The 18,452-nt window shown below is 41.9% G+C and carries 13 protein-coding genes and 1 pseudogene; 5 read left to right on the top strand and 9 right to left on the bottom strand.

Translation table 11 applies throughout. The features are described 5' to 3' along the window. The first annotated feature begins 111 nt into the window (after positions 1-111). Complete coding sequence (locus V7K48_RS33395; RefSeq protein ID WP_335079414.1) at positions 112-1,125, top strand: glycosyltransferase family 2 protein; 1,014 nt, start codon at positions 112-114, stop codon at positions 1,123-1,125. A 1,228-nt stretch (positions 1,126-2,353) separates the two neighbouring features. Then, positions 2,354-3,907 (top strand): serine/threonine-protein kinase, encoded by a 1,554-nt coding sequence (locus tag V7K48_RS33390; RefSeq protein ID WP_335079412.1) that lies wholly within the window; start codon positions 2,354-2,356, stop codon positions 3,905-3,907. Positions 3,908-4,380: 473 nt separating this feature from the next. Here the strand turns inward: V7K48_RS33390 and V7K48_RS33385 are convergent, their stop codons facing one another. The 6 genes from V7K48_RS33385 to V7K48_RS33360 form a co-directional block, all read right to left on the bottom strand. Then, positions 4,381-4,578: an NblA/ycf18 family protein gene (locus tag V7K48_RS33385; RefSeq protein ID WP_104908243.1), complete on the bottom strand. Its 198-nt coding sequence runs from the start codon at positions 4,576-4,578 to the stop codon at positions 4,381-4,383. 676 nt (positions 4,579-5,254) lie between these two features. Continuing rightward, positions 5,255-5,980, bottom strand: a complete 726-nt coding sequence (locus tag V7K48_RS33380; RefSeq protein WP_335079410.1) for a Stp1/IreP family PP2C-type Ser/Thr phosphatase — start codon at positions 5,978-5,980, stop codon at positions 5,255-5,257. Positions 5,981-5,997: 17 nt separating this feature from the next. Next, entirely contained in the window at positions 5,998-7,683 is a 1,686-nt protein-coding gene (locus tag V7K48_RS33375) for an ABC1 kinase family protein (RefSeq protein WP_335079595.1), read from the bottom strand. Positions 7,684-7,801: 118 nt separating this feature from the next. Next, entirely contained in the window at positions 7,802-8,128 is a 327-nt protein-coding gene (locus V7K48_RS33370; protein WP_334972705.1) for a DUF6825 family protein, read from the bottom strand. A gap of 1,026 nt (positions 8,129-9,154) precedes the next feature. Further along, on the bottom strand, positions 9,155-11,281 hold the full coding sequence (glgX, locus tag V7K48_RS33365; RefSeq protein WP_335079407.1) for a glycogen debranching protein GlgX: 2,127 nt from the start codon (positions 11,279-11,281) through the stop codon (positions 9,155-9,157). Between the two features lie 261 nt (positions 11,282-11,542). Next, entirely contained in the window at positions 11,543-11,671 is a 129-nt protein-coding gene (locus tag V7K48_RS33360; RefSeq protein WP_335079405.1) for a hypothetical protein, read from the bottom strand. Between V7K48_RS33360 and V7K48_RS33355 the strand changes: the two are divergent. After that, positions 11,663-12,409, top strand: a pseudogene (locus tag V7K48_RS33355) (TonB-dependent receptor); the annotation flags it as partial. The gene V7K48_RS33360 and the pseudogene V7K48_RS33355 sit on opposite strands and share 9 nt — an antisense overlap. 244 nt (positions 12,410-12,653) lie before the next feature. After that, entirely contained in the window at positions 12,654-12,950 is a 297-nt protein-coding gene (locus V7K48_RS33350; protein WP_334972701.1) for a hypothetical protein, read from the top strand. 471 nt (positions 12,951-13,421) lie between these two features. Here V7K48_RS33350 and ptsP read toward each other — a convergent pair whose 3' ends face one another. The 3 genes from ptsP to V7K48_RS33335 form a co-directional block, all read right to left on the bottom strand. Then, positions 13,422-15,935 carry a phosphoenolpyruvate--protein phosphotransferase gene (ptsP, locus tag V7K48_RS33345; protein ID WP_335079591.1) on the bottom strand — a complete coding sequence of 838 codons (2,514 nt, stop codon included), beginning with the start codon at positions 15,933-15,935 and terminating at the stop codon, positions 13,422-13,424. A gap of 94 nt (positions 15,936-16,029) precedes the next feature. Next, the gene (locus tag V7K48_RS33340; RefSeq protein ID WP_335079403.1) at positions 16,030-16,314 is read right to left on the bottom strand and encodes a hypothetical protein; all 285 of its coding nucleotides are present in this window, start codon (positions 16,312-16,314) and stop codon (positions 16,030-16,032) included. Between the two features lie 131 nt (positions 16,315-16,445). Then, the gene (locus tag V7K48_RS33335) at positions 16,446-16,970 is read right to left on the bottom strand and encodes a hypothetical protein (protein ID WP_335079401.1); all 525 of its coding nucleotides are present in this window, start codon (positions 16,968-16,970) and stop codon (positions 16,446-16,448) included. 229 nt (positions 16,971-17,199) lie between these two features. Here V7K48_RS33335 and V7K48_RS33330 point away from each other — a divergent pair, with 229 nt between their 5' ends. Continuing rightward, positions 17,200-18,378: a GNAT family N-acetyltransferase gene (locus V7K48_RS33330; RefSeq protein ID WP_335079399.1), complete on the top strand. Its 1,179-nt coding sequence runs from the start codon at positions 17,200-17,202 to the stop codon at positions 18,376-18,378. The last annotated feature ends 74 nt before the right edge of the window (positions 18,379-18,452 follow it).

Here is an 18,452-nt window from a genome sequence, read left to right as displayed (position 1 = left end):
TTTTTTTCTGTCTCCGAATGATTTAGGATTACTATAGTAAAAAATAAATTATCAAATGATCGTCAGGATTTTAGCATTTTTACCGAACTGTGTAGCCTGGAGTTGAGTTTCGTGAATCCTAAAGTATCTGTCATTATCCCTGCTTACAATACTGAAGCTTATATTGCGAAGGCAATAGAGTCAGCCTTAGAGCAAACGTTCACTGATATTGAAGTTATCGTGGTCGATGATGGTTCAAGTGATAAAACTGTAGAAGTCGCTAAAAGTTTTGCTGATCAACGTCTGAAAGTAATAGTTAATCAACAAAACCTCGGAGTTTCTGCTGCACGTAATCGTGCCCTCAAAGCAGCCCAAGGAGAATGGGTTGCTGTTCTTGATTCAGATGACTGGTATGCTCCTGAAAGATTAGAAAAGCTTGTGTTGCTGGCGGAGGAAACAAATGCAGACATGATTGCTGATGATCTTTATTTAATCAAAGATGGTGCAACATCTCCTTGGAGTACATTAATTCAAGAAAGTGGAAAATATATAGATGAAATTCTCCAAATTGATCTCATTTCTTTTGTAGAAACTGATGTCTATGGACAAGCAGGGCTGCGTCTTGGTTTAAGCAAGCCTATATTTAAACGAGAATTTTTGGTTAAGCACGGCATTGAGTATGATGAAACCGTGAGCATATCTGAAGACTTTTGGCTTGATATGAAATGCTTAATCAATGGCGCTCGCTTTTTCCTTGTGCCAAAACCCTATTATTTCTATCGTTCACGCCCTATTTCTCTTGTACGTCAAGGCATATTGTCACGTCTAAATCAATGCTGCATAGCTACTAATTCTGTCATGCAACAAGAAGTTGTGAAAAAAAATCCAGCTTTAATGCGTGCCTTGTCTTATAATCTTGCAGCCTATAAGAAAAATCTAGCTTATTTTCAAGTTGTAGTGCCTATAAAGCAAGGGAAATGGGTAACAGCATTGACAGAAATGAGGAAAAATCCATACTTTTTTTATGATTTTATTTCCCGATTCAACAAGATTTTTGAACGTCGAATTCAATACTATATAAAGGGTAATAAATCAGTTTTTGACATGTCTTATAACCTACATATAAATCGAAAAAATACCAATTAATACTATAAAAATCAGACTTGAATAATGAGCACCCTACTAAGCTCGACTTTATCCAAAATTAAGAACTCGGTTTTCTTTATCTGGCAAAAACCCTGGCTTTTTCGCAAATACTTTTTCCCCGTCACAGATTTTTGATGAAGTTAAAAAAGTAAAACTACCCTCCTCCAAAGGTTTGGGTGATAGCAATCACGTTGCGAAAAAAATGGATAAAGTCGAGGTAAGAAGATGTTTGAAAAGTCGTAAAGTATACTAGAAACCCTGCTTCCATTCCTCCCACGGAAAGGTCGAGAGACTTTGAAATCCCCATTCCCTACAAGGGAATAGGGGTAGGAGGGTTAAGTTTCTGAGGCTTTGATATTAATAAAAATACTTTTCAAACATCCTCTAAGACTAAAATGTTTGTTTAATAAGGCTTTGATCTGAAAAACTTTTCATTAACCAAATCAAAGTCCCAGATCACAGCTTTATCAATAAATAATACATTCGTTAGTAGTCAGAATGAGCCAGAAAGTTAAACAACTGGTCAGGCAATAAGTATCTGTGATTATCCCTACTTATAAAACAAAGGCAGAGAACAGTCTTGCTGGAGGTAGGAGGAAAGTGCTGATCAAGCAAAACTTTAGTTGTGAGTCATTGACCACTAAAATAACAGTTATAAATCCTAATAAGCTAGAAAATTATTTATGAGGTATGAGGGCTTAGAGCTGATAAAATCTGCCCAGCACAGCTTCATGTCGCCCCCTCAGGCTTTATTGATATTCAAAACTCCGGACTCATTACTCAGTTTTCAGAACTCTGTGGTGAGTGCCGTACTACCTAATTAAGGTTTTTGGCAGATATTATAGTTATCTATTTAGTCAAAATTGGGCAAACTAAAACTACACCACAATCAAAGTGCAAAATGGTATAAAGCGTCATTATAAATCTACCCTTTCCGCTTGTTTAATCTGGTATGTTACACCAGTTGTAATAACCGTCTCGGTTGCAACCTGCCAGATAATGGTTTAAATCCTCTAAAAGAGGATTAAAAAAAGCTAGTACAGCACTGCCTAAATAGAAGAATGATTGGAAATCGCACAAAAGCCCACTCTATAAGCTTTTTGACTTCCGACTTCTGCCTTGCAGTACAAGCCTAGAAAGTTATTTCTGAGTGCAATAAATCAGATATCAGTTTGAATGCACTTTTGTTCCCAAACACTTACAACCTGCTTTTGGATTCAAATTCTCTATGTCAGACCCCAACATTGGTCGCTTACTCAGCAAACGCTACCAACTCCAGGAGTTAATCGGTACTGGATCTATGGGTCGGGTTTATCGTGCTAAAGATACTTTGTTGGGAGGTGTACCTGTTGCCGTTAAGTTTCTGGCTCTATCAATCCAAAATGAAAAGCTGCGATTGCAAGACCGCTTTGAGCGAGAAGCAAAAACCTGTGCTTTACTAGGACAAAAAAGCATCCACATTGTCCGAGTTATGGACTATGGCGTAGATGAGAATAATATCCCGTTCTACGTCATGGAATACCTACAAGGACAAAGCCTGAACAATATTATTCGCAAGCAACGACTGCCTTTACCAAGATTCTTGAGTATGGCGCGTCAACTCAGCCTGGGGTTACAGTGCGCTCATGATGGCATCTCAGTTGAAGGCACTATTTGCCCAATTATCCATCGCGATGTCAAGCCAAGCAATATCCTGGTGATTCAAGATCCCAGTTTCGGAGAATTGGTCAAGGTTCTAGATTTTGGTATTGCTAAGTTATTACAGTCAGATGGCGACCAGACAAAATTCTATTTGGGGACATTGGCTTATTCTTCTCCCGAACAGATGGAGGGTAAAGAATTAGACAACCGTGCTGATATTTATAGTTTAGGCGTCATGATGTTTGAGATGCTCACAAGCAAAATGCCACTGGTGACATCAGCTCACTCTTTTGGAGCATGGTATAAAACACATCACTATCAAAAACCACGTTCTTTTGCTGAGGTTGTACCTGGATTAGAACTACCAAAAGAAATCGAAAATTTGGTGATGAGTTGTATAGCTAAAGTAGCACGCGATCGCCCCCAAAATATCACTGAAATCCTAAGAGTTTTAGCATCTCTAGAAAAGCCTGAGCATACACGCAAAATTATGCAACAGAGCCATGCTCTAGTTCCTGCTACTACAGTTAGCACTGAGCTTGAACAAAAGACAAAAGCCGATGTGCGAGTATCCTGGTCAAACGATGAAATCAGTCGTGCCATTTCTTGGCCTCAAAATAAACCAATTGCTGATATTGTCTTTCCCCAGCCTATTCACATCAATGGGGAGGTTTTACCAGCTTTGTGGGTAATGCTACCGCAAGAAGAAATTCAAAAGCGCTTACTCTGTACCCGCTATAACCAATTTCTGTTCATCTCTATTCCCCATCCCATGCTGCTATGGATTACTGTCATTTACAATCGCAAGCATGGTGCTAAATGGTTACCTTATTACCTTGATCTCAAAACCAGTCTTAGTCAAGAAATTGCCCGGTTACTACAGGATACAGGTTACTACCGCCTGGTGTTCTTTGCACGAGAAACACCAAATCGCTGTACCCATATCTTACTTTCCAGCGTCGCTTCTGCCCAGCGCCAACGACTGCAAGAGTGGGTCGCAATCAGCAATACATTGATGTCCTCTGCCGACCCACAATTTAGTAAAAGCTTACTCAAAAGCGAGTACGAAAAGATTAAGCCTCAAATTCTGGCAAAACTGGAAAGTATTGATACAGATTCTCCATACGATCTTTGCAGCTAGGCATAATTTCTTAATGTTACGTGTTTTAGATGGAACTTAGAGGTGGTGACTCACATAATGTAAAGTTTTATAAATAAAATATAGATAATGATGTAAGTTCTAGTTATATGTATAAAGAGTGAAATCACTAGCTTGCCAAAGCAGGGCTATCTAAATCCTCTGTCAATCTTCCTGTGTACATATTCTGGGGTATTGTAAATTTACGCAGGTGTAATTCTTACACTAGACGAAACAAAAAAAAGTTTGGCTAAAGCAAACAGTCAATTTAGCCTACAAAGCTAAAGTTAAGTCTAGAATTCAGCAGATATGCCGTAGACAATTGTTTACTCGTTCTTAGTTAATTTCGTGAATTGAACTTTTGCACCGCTCTTATAGAATTAGTTATCGAAGTTGACGCCCCGACATCCCCAGCTCTTTTCCTCCTTGGAACCAAGCAAGAGAAGGAGGTCGCCCACTGCGACAGTAGAACGACTCTATGCCATAGTGGAACCGGAATCTAAGCCCCACTGGTGCTTAAGAAGCTCTTGATAAGTTGCCTCGCGCACTACCATTTGCTCATAGAGCTTGACCAAAAAGTCTTTAGCTTGATCGTGGCTCATATTTTGCACCTGAGTGGAAAATGAGCAGATGCTGAATTGCTGTTCCAAGGATAGTTTCATTGGTTGGTTCATAAGTTAACTCCGAAAAAACAAAGCGTAAATGGTGATATCGCTCACAGAAGTCCAAATGAGATAATATTTGGACTTATAACTGTCCAACATTTGTTCCTCTGTATTAAGGAAGATAACAATTGTTTGACAGATTGCCCACATCCTAATTGTGGACTTTTTCTGTTCTGATATCTTGCACCTAATCCTACTGATATACCACCCAAGTCAGCCGAACTATATTCCGGAAAATAGGCTCTGTTTGGACTCAGATAAGTATAACTACCTCCCTAACTCCTTCCTAATTTGCACGACCTCCTTTGAGGAGAAGATCAGGTGCTATCCTTAACCATCAATAGTTTTTCTTAAACAGATAAACTTTAGGATGTTGGTTGTTTCCGCCCAACATGAAGGAAGCTTCGGAGGGTAGGGATTTTAAGGAGGTTGGAGAATGAATGGTAATAAGCGTGAATTATAGTCGCTTTACCTTATTACGTGCAAGATGTCAATTTACCAATTTATGCATTATGCAAATTTAGCCTCCTTAGATCACTTTGGAGGCTAAAAGTATTTGTATCAAATTGTAAAAAGGAAAAATGCTCACGCTGAACAAATTGCTGAGTATATCTACCGGACAGGAGTGAGGAGTGAGAAGTGAGGAGTGAGGAGTTAAAACTCATAACTCATAACTCATAACTCTTTAGTCGAGTGAGACGATGACAACTGTGATGTTATCGTGCCCTCCGTGGTCTTTGGCAGCCTCAACTAAAGAGATGGCGGCTTTATCAACCCAAGGAGTGCCTTGGAGGCAGCTAGCAATCTTCTGCTCGACAAGTTCTTCTGTGAGACCATCACTACATAACAGCAAGCGATCGCCAACTTTTACATCCAGGGGTTGCACATCAATCTCATGCAAGTCTTCACGCCCCAAACAGCGGGATAATACATGACGAAAAGGATGTAATCGTGCTTCATCTAAGGTGATGTCACCAATTTTGATTGCCCGTGCAACCCAAGTGTGGTCTTCTGTTACCTGTTCTAATTGCGACTCCCGGAAGCGATACAACCGCGAATCGCCAACATGAGCGCACCAGGGTGACTCTGGTGAGCGAAAAATTACCGCTACAACTGTTGTACCCATGTCGGCGCGTTCGGGATGATTTTGCTGATCCTGCAAAATTGCTTCATTGGCATCCCACAAAGCTTGCTCTAGCAATTCTTGGGAAGACTTAGGAGATTGCCAATTTGCCACCAAATAGGACTGAATTTCCTTAGTGGCAATTCGACTTGCCTCCTCACCTCCGGCATGACCACCCATGCCATCGGCAACAACGCAAAATCGCCCCTCTGGGTCGATATAATAAGCATCCTGATTATTAGAACGAATAAGTCCCGGATCGCTAAAACCCGTGAAATTAAGTTTCATAAATTCTTTTGCAACAATTAAGACATCCGATCATAACGGTCAAGGCGTAAAAGTAGTCGGATCACGATTACTGAAAGCCCTGCTGCAATTAAACCAGGCACTAGTGCCCACCATGCATAATTGCTAACCACTAAAATCGTAGCTGAAAGTGTGAAACCACTGATTAACAGAGCATAGCTTATTGAGAGCTGAATACTGCTCTGCCGTCGCAACAGCCGTTCAGTTTCTATAGACCGAACGCGCAAGCGCATGTCTCCCCGTTCTAGCTTCTCTAGCGTATCCTCTAATCTACGTGGTAGACCAAAGGCAGTACTACTTACCTGAGCTGCTTGGCGACTTAATTCGTTAAGAAAGCTATTCCCTTCAGAACCATTCATATCGGTCATAAGCTGCATTGCATACGGTTTGGCAACTTCCATAAAGTTAAACTCTGGATCTAAACCTTTGCCTACCCCTTCTAAGGTAGAAAAGGCTCGCATCACAAAAGTGAAGGTTGCTGGAAATCTAAATGGCTGATTATAAGCTATTTCGTAAAGGTCGTCACTAATTGCTGCGACTGATTGGTTTTCAAAGGGCTTATCCATGAAATGATCCAGCATGTATTGGACGGAACGCCGCACTGGGCCCATGTCATCCGTTGGGGCGATCGCGCCTAAATCGATTAGAGACTGGACAACGCGATCGCCGTCTTTTTGGGCAATACCAAACAGGGTTTGCATCAGTCCTTCGCGCACGTTGGCTTTAATCCGCCCCATCATGCCGAAATCATAGAAGATCAGAGCACCACTTGCACTAATGGCAATATTACCTGGATGGGGATCGGCATGGAAAAAGCCACTATTGAGTAACTGTAGCAAGTAAGCTTGAGCGCCTTGACGAGCGATCGCCTTTCGATCCAAACCAGCTGCTTCTAAAGCTTCATGCTGGCTAATTTTAATTCCAGGGAGATATTCCAAAGTCAGCACTCTGGAAGTAGCGTAACGCCAGTATATTCTTGGGACATTCACCCAATCGTAACCGCGAAAGTTCCGGCGAAAAGTATCAGCATTACGACCTTCGTTGAGATAATCAATTTCTTCCCAAAGAATCCGGCAACACTCTTCGTAAATACCTAACCAATCTCGCCCCCGTCCCCATTTGGGATGGTTTTGAAAGTAGCGGGTAATTCCCTTGAGTATTTGTAAATCTATTTCAAATAACTTCTTTAGTCCAGGACGTTGCACCTTGACGACAACCGATTCCCCAGTATGCAGCACAGCTTTGTGTACTTGCCCCAAGCTAGCAGCAGCTAAGGGAATAGGTTCAAAATTATGGTATAGTTTAGGAATTTTCTTGCCTAGTTCTTTCTCAATGGTCGCCTCTACTTGCTCATAGCTAAATGCCGGTACTTTGTCTTGTAACTTGGCTAGTTCTTCTACATATTCACCAGGGAATATATCAGCACGGGTAGAAAACAGTTGCCCAACTTTGATAAAGGTTGGCCCCAAGTCCAGCAGGGTATTACGAATCCAGACCGCTTGGGTCTTGCGTCTTGCAGCTTGCTTTACCTCAGTCACACCACCCGGATAACTCCAAGATTTGTTGTATAGCCAAAGTTTGAACAATAAGGTCAAGACAAAAGACCAAATGTCCACAAAACGCCGTCTGCTAGAGTAGTTTTCCCGATTCCAACGGTATGCCTTATCTGAATAACCTTGTTCCATATACTTTTGTGTACCGTTGGTTTGCAACCGAATCACTTGGAAGAAAAGACACTCTGATTCCTAAACTGTTTTTGATCAAGTGTCATTTGTCCTTTGAGCAAATGACCAATGACTAAATTTATGCAGAAGTTCTGCGATAATGTTGCAATTCTGTTCGTAACAGGGCAATTTCTGCTCGTAATTCATCAATATCTGCTTGCAAGTCACCTGAATCAGAACTGGCTTGCCCACTACCTGTGGTAGATTGATCAGCATTAGCAACTTCTGCTGCTCGATTTGCCCGCTCTAGGACTTCTTCTGTAAACTGGCGCAACTGCTCTCTAGCTTCGGCATCAAATTTGCCCAGATCACTCAAAGCATCGGTCAAGGCGACCTCTAAACGCTCATTAACTACTTCAGCTACCGCTCTGCCTACGAAAAAGGCTTGCACTAGGGGGTTACTCATAAATTTTTGTTACGTTGATCTGCAAGAGAATTATAACTTGCTCGTATGCTTTACGGCTTCTGTTGTAGAGGTTGAGATTTAGGTGACGCGATGTCCGACTTCAACCCTGGCGAACAGAATTTGCAGCTACACAGTTGCACTGATAATGGCTATGCGATCGCTTTTTTCTTCTCTGTGCCCTCTGTGCCTCTGTGGTGAATAAAGATTTTTAACCGCAGAGGCGCAGAGAACGCAGAGGGAAGAGTTTCAGGAGGCATTTTGATAGAGATGTCCCGCACCTGTAACTATAACTATTCTTAAAAAGATTGATTAATTGATTTACCCCTGCTAATTTAAGTGTATTTGCGTAATACACAACAGACTTGGCATATCCTACTTATTGCCCTTGAACTATGAATAGCTATCCATATCCAGATTTGGGTGAACATGTACTAATACTACTAACATTATGATTTGGGACTAGTGTCGGAACTGGTATAATGGCAGGCTTTGTCAATCCATTAGTTTTGTTAGCACTAACTGGAACCAGTTTACCCGCACTTTTCATGCTGCTTTATTCTCTCCTAAAACGACGTAGGTTAATTACTAAATATTGCCAGTCTGAGGAATCTTTAATCAAACGTAATGAAACAGATCCCCAACTTCTTTAAGAAGTCGGGGATCTGGTCTTTTTGGTAAAGAAGATAAGATTCCACTCTCTTTTTTTGTGGCTAACTTAAAAATGCGATTACCGATTCGGAGATTGCAACCCTTAGAGATGCTACCGCGAACACTTCGTACTCTACAGGAAGGCTGATGCCAACGCAATGACAACTAATCAGCCAGACATGAATATATCAGAGGATGTTTGAAAAATATTGTTATTAACATCAAAACTTTAAAAACCTAACTCACCCAGTCTCCTTTCCCTACAAGGAATAGGAGTTTTAAAGCCTCTCTTTGCTTGCCTAACGGCAGACTGACGCCTACGGGGAGAGGAATGGAAGCGGAGTTTTTGGTATACTTCTAGGACTTTTCAAACATCTTCTAACTGATCAGGCGTAACACCATCAGAGAGCGATCTGTGACTGGTACACTTTGAGAGCCTGAAACTAATTTTCCCCGTTGTAGGAAGCGAGGTTCATTAGTGTCAATTACTATCTCCCATACCTTTTCTTTAAAATCATTGGGTAAAGCAAACTCAATTAATTCGTAGTGAGCGTTAAAAAATAGCAGAAAACTTTCATCAATAATCCGCTCACCACGATCTCCTGGAGTAGCAATTCCCTGCCCATTAAAAAAAATCTCCATTACTTTGGCATAACTAACTAGCCACTGCTTCTCAGTCATTTCACTGCCATCAGCATTAAACCAAGCAATATCATTAATGCCTGAACCGTGGATGGGGCGACCTTGAAACCACTTCCGCCGTCGGAATACTGGATGCTGATGGCGAAAATTAATAAGTTCACGTGTAAAGTCTAGTAAATCCGAGTTCGCTTTATGCAAATCCCAATGCCGCCAGGAAATTTCATTGTCTTGGCAGTAGACATTATTATTTCCCTTTTGACTACAGCCAATTTCATCCCCCTCTAATAGCATTGGTACACCTTGAGATAGCATTAGGGTTGCTAAAAAGTTTCGCCGTTGCCGTTCGCGCAAACGCATTACTTCAGGATCGTCGGTTTCGCCTTCTGCACCACAATTCCAGGATCTATTATGGCTTTCACCATCTCTACTGTCTTCCCCGTTTGCCTCGTTGTGCTTTTCGTTGTAGCTGACCAAATCATTCAATGTGAAACCATCATGAGCAGTCACGAAATTAATACTTGCATTTGGGTTGCGCCCGTTTGTTTGATACAAGTCAGGGCTACCAGTAAAACAGTAAGCAAATTGTCCTAAACTATCATCTACGCCACGCCAAAAATCTCTGACTGTATCCCGATATCTACCATTCCACTCAGACCAACGCAGTGGAAAGTTCCCGACTTGATAGCCTCCTTCTCCTAAATCCCAAGGTTCAGCAATTAGCTTCACATCTGCCAGGATTGGGTCTTGATGAATAATGTCAAAGAAAGCTGATAGGTTATCTACCTCATATAATTCCCGTGCCAGCGCTGAGGCCAAATCAAATCGGAAGCCATCTACATGCATTTCTATTACCCAATAGCGCAGGCTATCCATAATTAACTTCAGAACTTGAGCATGACGCACATTCAGAGAGTTACCGCAGCCTGTAAAGTCCATGTAGTAGCGAGGATCATCCTTTACCAAGCGGTAATATACAGAATTATCAATACCTCGCAAAGATAGCGTTGGTCCGAAATGATTTCCTTCGCCAGTGTGGTTGTAGACCACATCTAAGATCACTTCAATTCCGGCAAAATGTAGTGCCTTGACCATTTGCTTGAATTCGGTGACTTGTTGTCCTCCAGTCCCACTAGCACTGTAACTAGAACAAGGGGCAAAATAGTTAATGGAATCGTAGCCCCAGTAATTGCTTAATCCTTTTCCTTCTAAATGTCCCGGTTGAGATAGAAAATGATGTACTGGCATCAATTCAACTGCTGTAATTCCTAATTGCAGTAAATGTTGAATTGCCGCTGGATGCGCCAACCCAGCATAAGTTCCACGCAACTCTTCTGGAATAGCTGGATGTAGTTTAGTAAAACCTTTGACGTGAGTTTCATAAATAACAGTTCTATACCAAGGTGTACCAAGGAGTTGATCACCTTCCCAATCAAAGGATTGATCAACCACAACACACTTGGGCATTATTTTGGCATCATCTAGTTCAGAAAAAACTAAGTCTTTTTCTGGAGCATCTAAAGAGTAGCTAAAGACAGATGGATCATTACTAAACTCACCATCAATTGCCTTGGCGTAGGGGTCAATCAATAGTTTGTTTGGATTAAATCGATGACCTGCCTCCGGTGCCCACATCCCATGCACTCTAAACCCATACTTTTGACCTGGACCAACTCCTGGCAAGTAACCATGCCAAACAAAATTGTTTTTTTCTGTCAAAGGCAAGCGAATTTCGTCGCCATCATTATCAAATAAACAAAGCTCTACCCCTGTTGCATTTTCCGAAAATAAAGCAAAGTTTGTCCCTTTACCATCCCAAGTTGCACCTAAAGGATATACATTCCCTGGCCATAAAGCTAGATACATAATTAAACTTTCAGTAATTAGTTTTTCGGCAAATAATCAACTTCAATAAAACTAATTATTTGAAGAATTAATAATTAGTTGAAATTTCAAGTTACTTAATAACTCATTCAAATCACTAATATTTTAATCTAACTTATAAACAATATTATTTGCTCTATCAGTAGTAATAGAAATCTCTATTCCTTAAGTCTGAAAATTGAGGCAGAGGGTAAGAGGCGGAGGAAAACTGCTCTCTGCTTCAGTAAAGCGATGCCGTACCACTTATCCTTCTCCTGACGGAGAGGCTGCGCCAACAAAGACGCTAGTGCGAACGCGAACGTGGAAGTAAGCTACACGGAGTGTCTCGTAGAGAAGGCGGGCTGTGCCAACGTTAGGGAGTAAGAACCACACAACCTACCTCAATCTACACCAACTTACGTAATTGATAAAGAAGAAATTCAAAAGCAAGGTGCTACAAGTTTAGCCGATATTTTGAAAAGAATGCCTGGTTTTGCAATCAATGACGTAGGTCATGGTGCAGATACTTACACAGGTACATACTACCGGGGAGCCTCAATTAATCAGTCTGTATTTCTGATTAATGGTAGACCAATTAACAATAATGTCAACATTTATCATGGTGGAACTGACTTAAATAGTATTCCTATAGAGGCTATTGAACGAGTAGAATTATACAGCGGTACAGCTTCTGCTTTGTATGGTTCATCTGCTTTTGGGGGAGTTGTAAATATTATCACTAAAGAAGGTTATGGCAAACCTAAATTGAGTGGTAGTGCAGAATTTGGCTTGTTGAGTTTAAATAACCAACAAGTGACCTATGGTGGTTCATCTGCTAATGTCAAATATAACTTCAGCTTTGAAAGATTCTTTACAGATAACCGTTACTGCATCCCCGTAGGTGCAGCAAATCGTGATAGTCAGGGATTTTTATCAAATGCAGACACAGCTACAAGTACCTATTTTGGTAGCATTGGACTAGATTTAGATCAGAAAAATTATTTGAATTTAGATGTTACAAAACTCAGCAGTCGTCGCGGCTTAATTTATTTCGGGTTCCCTCTCCAAAGAGATAGATTAGACCACGATGGTTTAAACGTTGGCTTGTCTTGGAAAACTCGGTTAAGTAATTCGGTCTTTGAAGACGCGATAAATCACGTCTCTACATCAGGGTTTTGGGCTTATCTGAACTGTATTGCTACCCGAACCAGTGTTAGGGCGTTGTGTTAGACGCATATTTCGATATAATTTGTAACCAAAAACATAATTAGAGTGCCTAATACACCACGATACAACATGGTACGTTAGGCTAAAGCCGTAACGCACCATAACTTTTGATTTAGTTTTAATCTAAAATCTAAAATTCAAAATTGCTATGAGAGCCAGAATTGAAAATAAAATACTTTTTATCCACCACGAAGATTTGCCAGAGTTTAAGAAAGGTGGTTCGGTGGTGCGGAACTCTTATTTCTGGGCGCTACGTTCAATTGCTGGTCGAGCTTCCCGTTATCGTGATTGGGAATATGAACCGGAGGTTTGGCTAGCGCTTTCCCGAATGCTTTTGTCGTTTGCTGAATCTGGGTATTTGGGTCTTAGAGAAACCTTGCTGGAGTTTCCTTTTTCTCAAGGGGAAATTCCTAATGTGCTGCGAGATGTGTCCACTTTTGAGTAGGGTTACTGCCGCGAATAAGAAGATACTTAGTGATTTGATTTAGGGGGGTTAATGAGGTAAGGCGTGGAGGTAAAGTGCTTTACTCGTGAAATGGCAAAAAACCTACAAATACATTTGGATTGCGGGGGATGGGATGGGCGATTGCGCGAATGGTGAGTGATTAGTCAGCTTTAAGTTTTATTCCTTGGTAGCTGAATTTAAAGAGTATGCCTGGAAGGGGTTTAGTACTTGGATTTAGTGGATTGCTGTTTAAATCAATGAACTTAAAATTGCCATTTCTATAAAAATACATATGATATATGATGTATGGGTGTCAGTACATTTTGAGAAAGTCAAATGGCATTTTGTTTGCAGAAGACACCAAAATGAAAAAGCAATTGATAACGTTTTTGTTATTGCTGGTTACAAATCTATTTGTGGCTTTAACGGGCAACTGGGAATAAGATTTTAACGATTAATTATGAATTAGTATTATGCAGGCGGAGTAACTGAGGTTGAGATAAGTTCTCTGACATGAACTGCGGAATCTTGTTGTAATGCTGATGCCACGATCGCTTCACATTCAACTATACTAAACCGAGCGATCACTTGCTTCACTCTAGGTATACTTTGGGGATTCACGCTCAATTCATCCAGCCCTAAACCTAATAAAATTGGTGTTGCTAAAGTATCTGCTGCCAATTCTCCACATAATCCTACCGAAATCCCCGCTGCATGGGCAGCTTGGATAGCTTGCTGCACCATTCGCAACACTGCTGGATGTAGCGCATCAACCAAATTTGCCACGCGTGGGTTAGTGCGATCGCTAGCCATAATATACTGGCTCAGGTCATTGGTACCGATACTAAAGAAGTCTACTTCAGCGGCTAACTGATCAGCGATCGCTACTGCTGACGGAACCTCTACCATAATCCCCACTTTCAACGCTGCATCAAATGCGATATCAGCTTGATTTAGTTCTACCTGCACTTCACCCAAAATTACCTTAGCCGCACGGACTTCCGTCACAGTAGCAATCATCGGCAACATGATTTTAATTTGGTGTCTCGCACTGGCTCTTAAAATTGCTCGTAACTGAGTTTTGAACAAATCCAGATGATCCAAACAGAAACGAATTCCCCGCCAACCTAAGAAAGGGTTAGCTTCTCTTAACCCCACTCTCAGGTAGGGAAGTGGCTTATCACCACCTACATCTAAGGTACGAATAATCAGCGGACGATGATCTAAAACTTGAGCGATCGCCTGATACACTGCTAGTTGTTCTTCTTCAGTGGGGGCGCTTGTCCTATCTAGATACAAAAACTCAGTGCGAAGTAGCCCCACGCCTTGGGCACCGCTAGCCACAGCAACTTGGACATCACTTATACTACCAATATTGGCGAAGACGCTAATTTGCCGACCATCACGAGTAATTGCTGGCTGGTGTGCCGTAGCTAGTGCTTCAAGTTGGGCAGTTTGCCAAGCTTCTCGCTTTGCCTCCAGTAGATCCAGGATATGTGATTCTGGTTCTACCCAAGCTTTGCCACTTTCACCATCAAGTGCCATAAGTGTACCATCTGCCAAGTGCAACACCTGGGCATCTACGCCCAAGACTGCGGGAATACCCAATGTCCGGGCGATTATTGCACTGTGGGAGGTGGCGCTACCAGAAGTTGTACAAATACCCAGCACCTTTGTTGGATCTAGCCCAGCGGTATCTGAGGGGGTTAAATCAGTCGCCACCAAAATCGCAGGTTCCTCAAGATGCACTTTTGCAGGGGCATTTCCAGCTAATAATCGTAGTACCCTTTGCCCGACATCCACAACATCGTCAACTCGCTCTTGCAGATAAGAATCCTCAAGTGTGTGGTAGGAACTCGCAACTTCATCTACTACGGCTTGCCAAGCGGCTTCAGCATTGAGATGGTGTTCTAAAATGCGCTCTTTAGCCGCTTCCAGCAATACTGGATCTTCTAAAAATAGTAGTTGAGCGTCAAAGATGGCGGCTTCAGCGTCACCAATTTGAATAGATGCTTGTGAGAAAACTGCTTGGATTTCCTGTCTGGCAGTGTGAACTGCTGATTGTACTCGTTGCCACTCTGCCTCAACATCATCTACATGGTATTGCGGAATTAAAATGTGTGTGGGTTGATAATGAACAATGGGTGCGATCGCTACTCCACCAGAAGCTGCTATTCCCGAAAGTTCGCCGTGAGTTGCTGGGGTAACTTGATGGTGAAAGGCTGGTGGAGAATTCAAGGCAACATTATCTTCACCAAAATTATTTGCAAATAATGCTTGTAATGCCGTCAGTGCTTCATCTGCATCAGAACCAGTAGCAGTAATCACCAGTTCGTGTCCTTGACGCACCCCTAAAGTTGTAACTTGATTAATACTGTCACCCCTGACTAGCTCAGTATTTCTCGTGAAATTCTGCACCATAATTTGGGATTTAAATCGGGCTGCGGTTGCCACAAACTGCGCTGCGGGACGAGCGTGTAATCCTAAGCGATTGCTCACAATCAGCCGGATTTCTAGTGTTGGTGATTCTACATTGCTTGTTGTTTGAGTATTACTGACAACTGACAACGGACTAACTACACCCAATTGAGTTGCTTTTGCTAGCAGTGCGCCGCGTGCTTCCGCCATAACTTGGTGAATGTCCCTACCAGCCGCCGCAGCCACGACAGCAGCGATCGCGCCTTCTACTAAAGGTGCTTCACACAAATGCACTTTTTGCTGCTGTGCTTCTGAGAGAAACTCTATTGCCATTTCTGCACTCAGCAAAGCACTACCCAAATCCATTAACACCAAGACACCATCATCAGAGAAAACAGAAGCGATCGCCTGATAAACCTGAATGGGATCTGTACCCAGTGGGTTTTCCGGATCTTCAATACCTGCTGCAACAGCGATAGAGACTTGGCCCTGAACCATCTGTGCAGCGAGCTCCCGCACACCCAGAGCTAGTTGTTTACTGTGAGAAACGATAACAATTCCGATCACTGCCACACCGTCAACCTTGTTGAGAGGTTTGCGTTTAGCTAGTTATCCATTCCATTTTCCCATTCCGCACCGCTAAAAACAGCGCTGATCTTTATTACAATTGCAACTGCCCAAAAATATTCCGGTCTTTCCAGCTAGAAATACAAATAAAATAGCCTTCTTTTACGGGAATACGTGGTGTCCACTCATAAACTCCATTGCTAGCAGTACGGCAAGAAATGTTTTGGATAAGTTTGTTTCCATCGTACAACTTAATCGAGACATCACCGTCAAAATTATCCCGCCACAATATTAAATAAGGTTGATCCTTCTTTGGAAGTACCTTCTTCACTGGCTGACTGATCAAGATGTATCGGTAAGTGACAATGGCATTGTTCACTGCTTTTTGGTTGAGAGGCGCACCACTAACTTGGTCGTAATCAGTAATGTATGCCTGTGTATGCCTGCTTACTATTCCAGACTAGTACAGCAGGGCGTAAATAAGCAGACCATTGAAAAGCCCTAAAGAGCTTATTCCATAATACTTTTGACTTTTGACTTTTGACTTCCGCCTTGCGGTACTAGGGCTTTGAGGTGAATATTAGTATAGTATTTTTCTTTTGGTTGCTTGATTGGGCCATAAGGGCTAGTGCCACCACTGATGACTACACCATTCAGTTTAATTGGAAAGGATAATTGAGAACTAGATTGGTATTGCTCAAAAAAAGAACAGTTAATCAGAGAAAAAACATTATTTGCGTAAAGTTTCTTATATTCGTCTGCAACTTCAGAAAATAACTTGGTTTTGAAAAAAGGGCTGTAATACTTACCTTCTCCTTTATAATATTTACTTTCATTTAGACCCATATTATCTACCTCTCCAGTAATTTGGTCTATCTGCATTTTGCGAAGATCAATAACTTGTAAATATGCTTCGTTACCATTTGTTAATTGTTTTTTATATAAAGCTACCCCGTCTATAGTTTGGAGAGGCTGATAAGAAGATAAAGGATCAAAACTTTGAGCAATCCAAAGGCTACTCAGAATTGGCAGCAAAAAAAGCAATAAATTGATGACAAAATTTATTGGTATTTTGTTGAGGCAAAAATATTTCTCAGGAATTATAATCTAGATTTTGATATTACCCAGGTTTTGAAGTCCAAGTTTGAACCTCAGAAGGTGAAAGTTGAGCCTCGGAAGGTCAACATTGAGCCTCAGAAGGTCAAATTTCAAGCAACCTTAGTTGTAGTATAGTTTTGCTTTTGTATTATTAATGGTATAAGAGATGACGCCTAAATTTGAATACAGTACTCTTGCCCATCCACAGGATATTCAGCAGCTGGGGTATATCTTTGAGCAGTGTTATATCAGCGCATTTGGTGGCGAGGAAGTTTACATCAATCTCGTTGGCGTAGAAAATTTCCGGATTATCCGTAAATTGCAGCAAGTAATTGGTGGATTGGCAACTCTGGATATGGGTCAGTGGTGGGGTGGTCAACGTGTATCAATGACAGGAATTGCGGCAGTGGGCATTGCTCCAGAGGATCGCGGTTCAGGAGCTGCGATCGCTCTAATGCAGCACACCCTCAAAGAACTTTATGCTAGGGGCGTAGCAATCTCCGCTCTTTATCCGTCTATTCAAGGCTTGTACCGAAAAGTCGGGTATGAGCAGGGGGGTCACTTGTGTGATTGGGAAGTTGCTGCTAACAGTATCCAGGTGCGGGAGCAACCCCTACCTTTACAACCAATAGCGACCATCAATCATCAAGTCTTTCATGAGCTATATCAGCAGCAGGCGAGACTAACACATGGATATTTAGACCGACATCCAGCAATCTGGGAGCGCTTAATCCAACCAGATGAGAAGGAAACATTTTACGCATATTTTATCGGTAGCAAAGAGAAACCCCAAGGCTACATCCTCTTCAGCCAACATCCAGCAGAGGATGGCGCAATTCTGCGGATCAAAGATTGGGTAATTCTCACAGATGCTGCTGCACAAAGTTTTTGGTCTTTTCTTGCCAATCATCGCTCTCAAATTGACCGGGTGCGATGGAGGAGTTCTGTGATTGATTCCCTGACATTGCTGTTACCAGAGCAGACTGCCAAGATCAGGCATACGATCCGTTGGATGTTGCGGGTAGTACATGTAGTTAATGCATTGGAGGCGCGTGGTTATCCATCCGGAATCCAAACTGAACTGCACTTAGAAATTCAAGATAATTTGCTAAGTGGAAATAATGGTAAATTCATTCTTTCTGTCGCCAACGGACGTGGTGAAGTTACCAGAGGTGGAAGAGGTGAGTTGCAGCTAGATATCCGAGAATTGGCACCATTGTATACAAGTTTGTTCACCCCCTACCATTTGCAACAAGCCAGAAAACTGAATGGAACAGAAACGGCTATCTTAGCAGCTACGCAAATATTTGCAGGTGCGTCGCCTTGGATGGCTGATCACTTTTAAGGGGAATGGGGAGTGGGGAGCTCGGGCCCCTGGAGGGGATTAGGGGCAATGAGGAGTTAGGAGTTAAAAGTTTT

The sequence above is a fragment of the Nostoc sp. genome, assembly GCF_036919615.1.
Classification (GTDB): Bacteria; Cyanobacteriota; Cyanobacteriia; order Cyanobacteriales; family Nostocaceae; genus Nostoc.
This window is presented reverse-complemented; position numbering and strand designations above follow the sequence as displayed.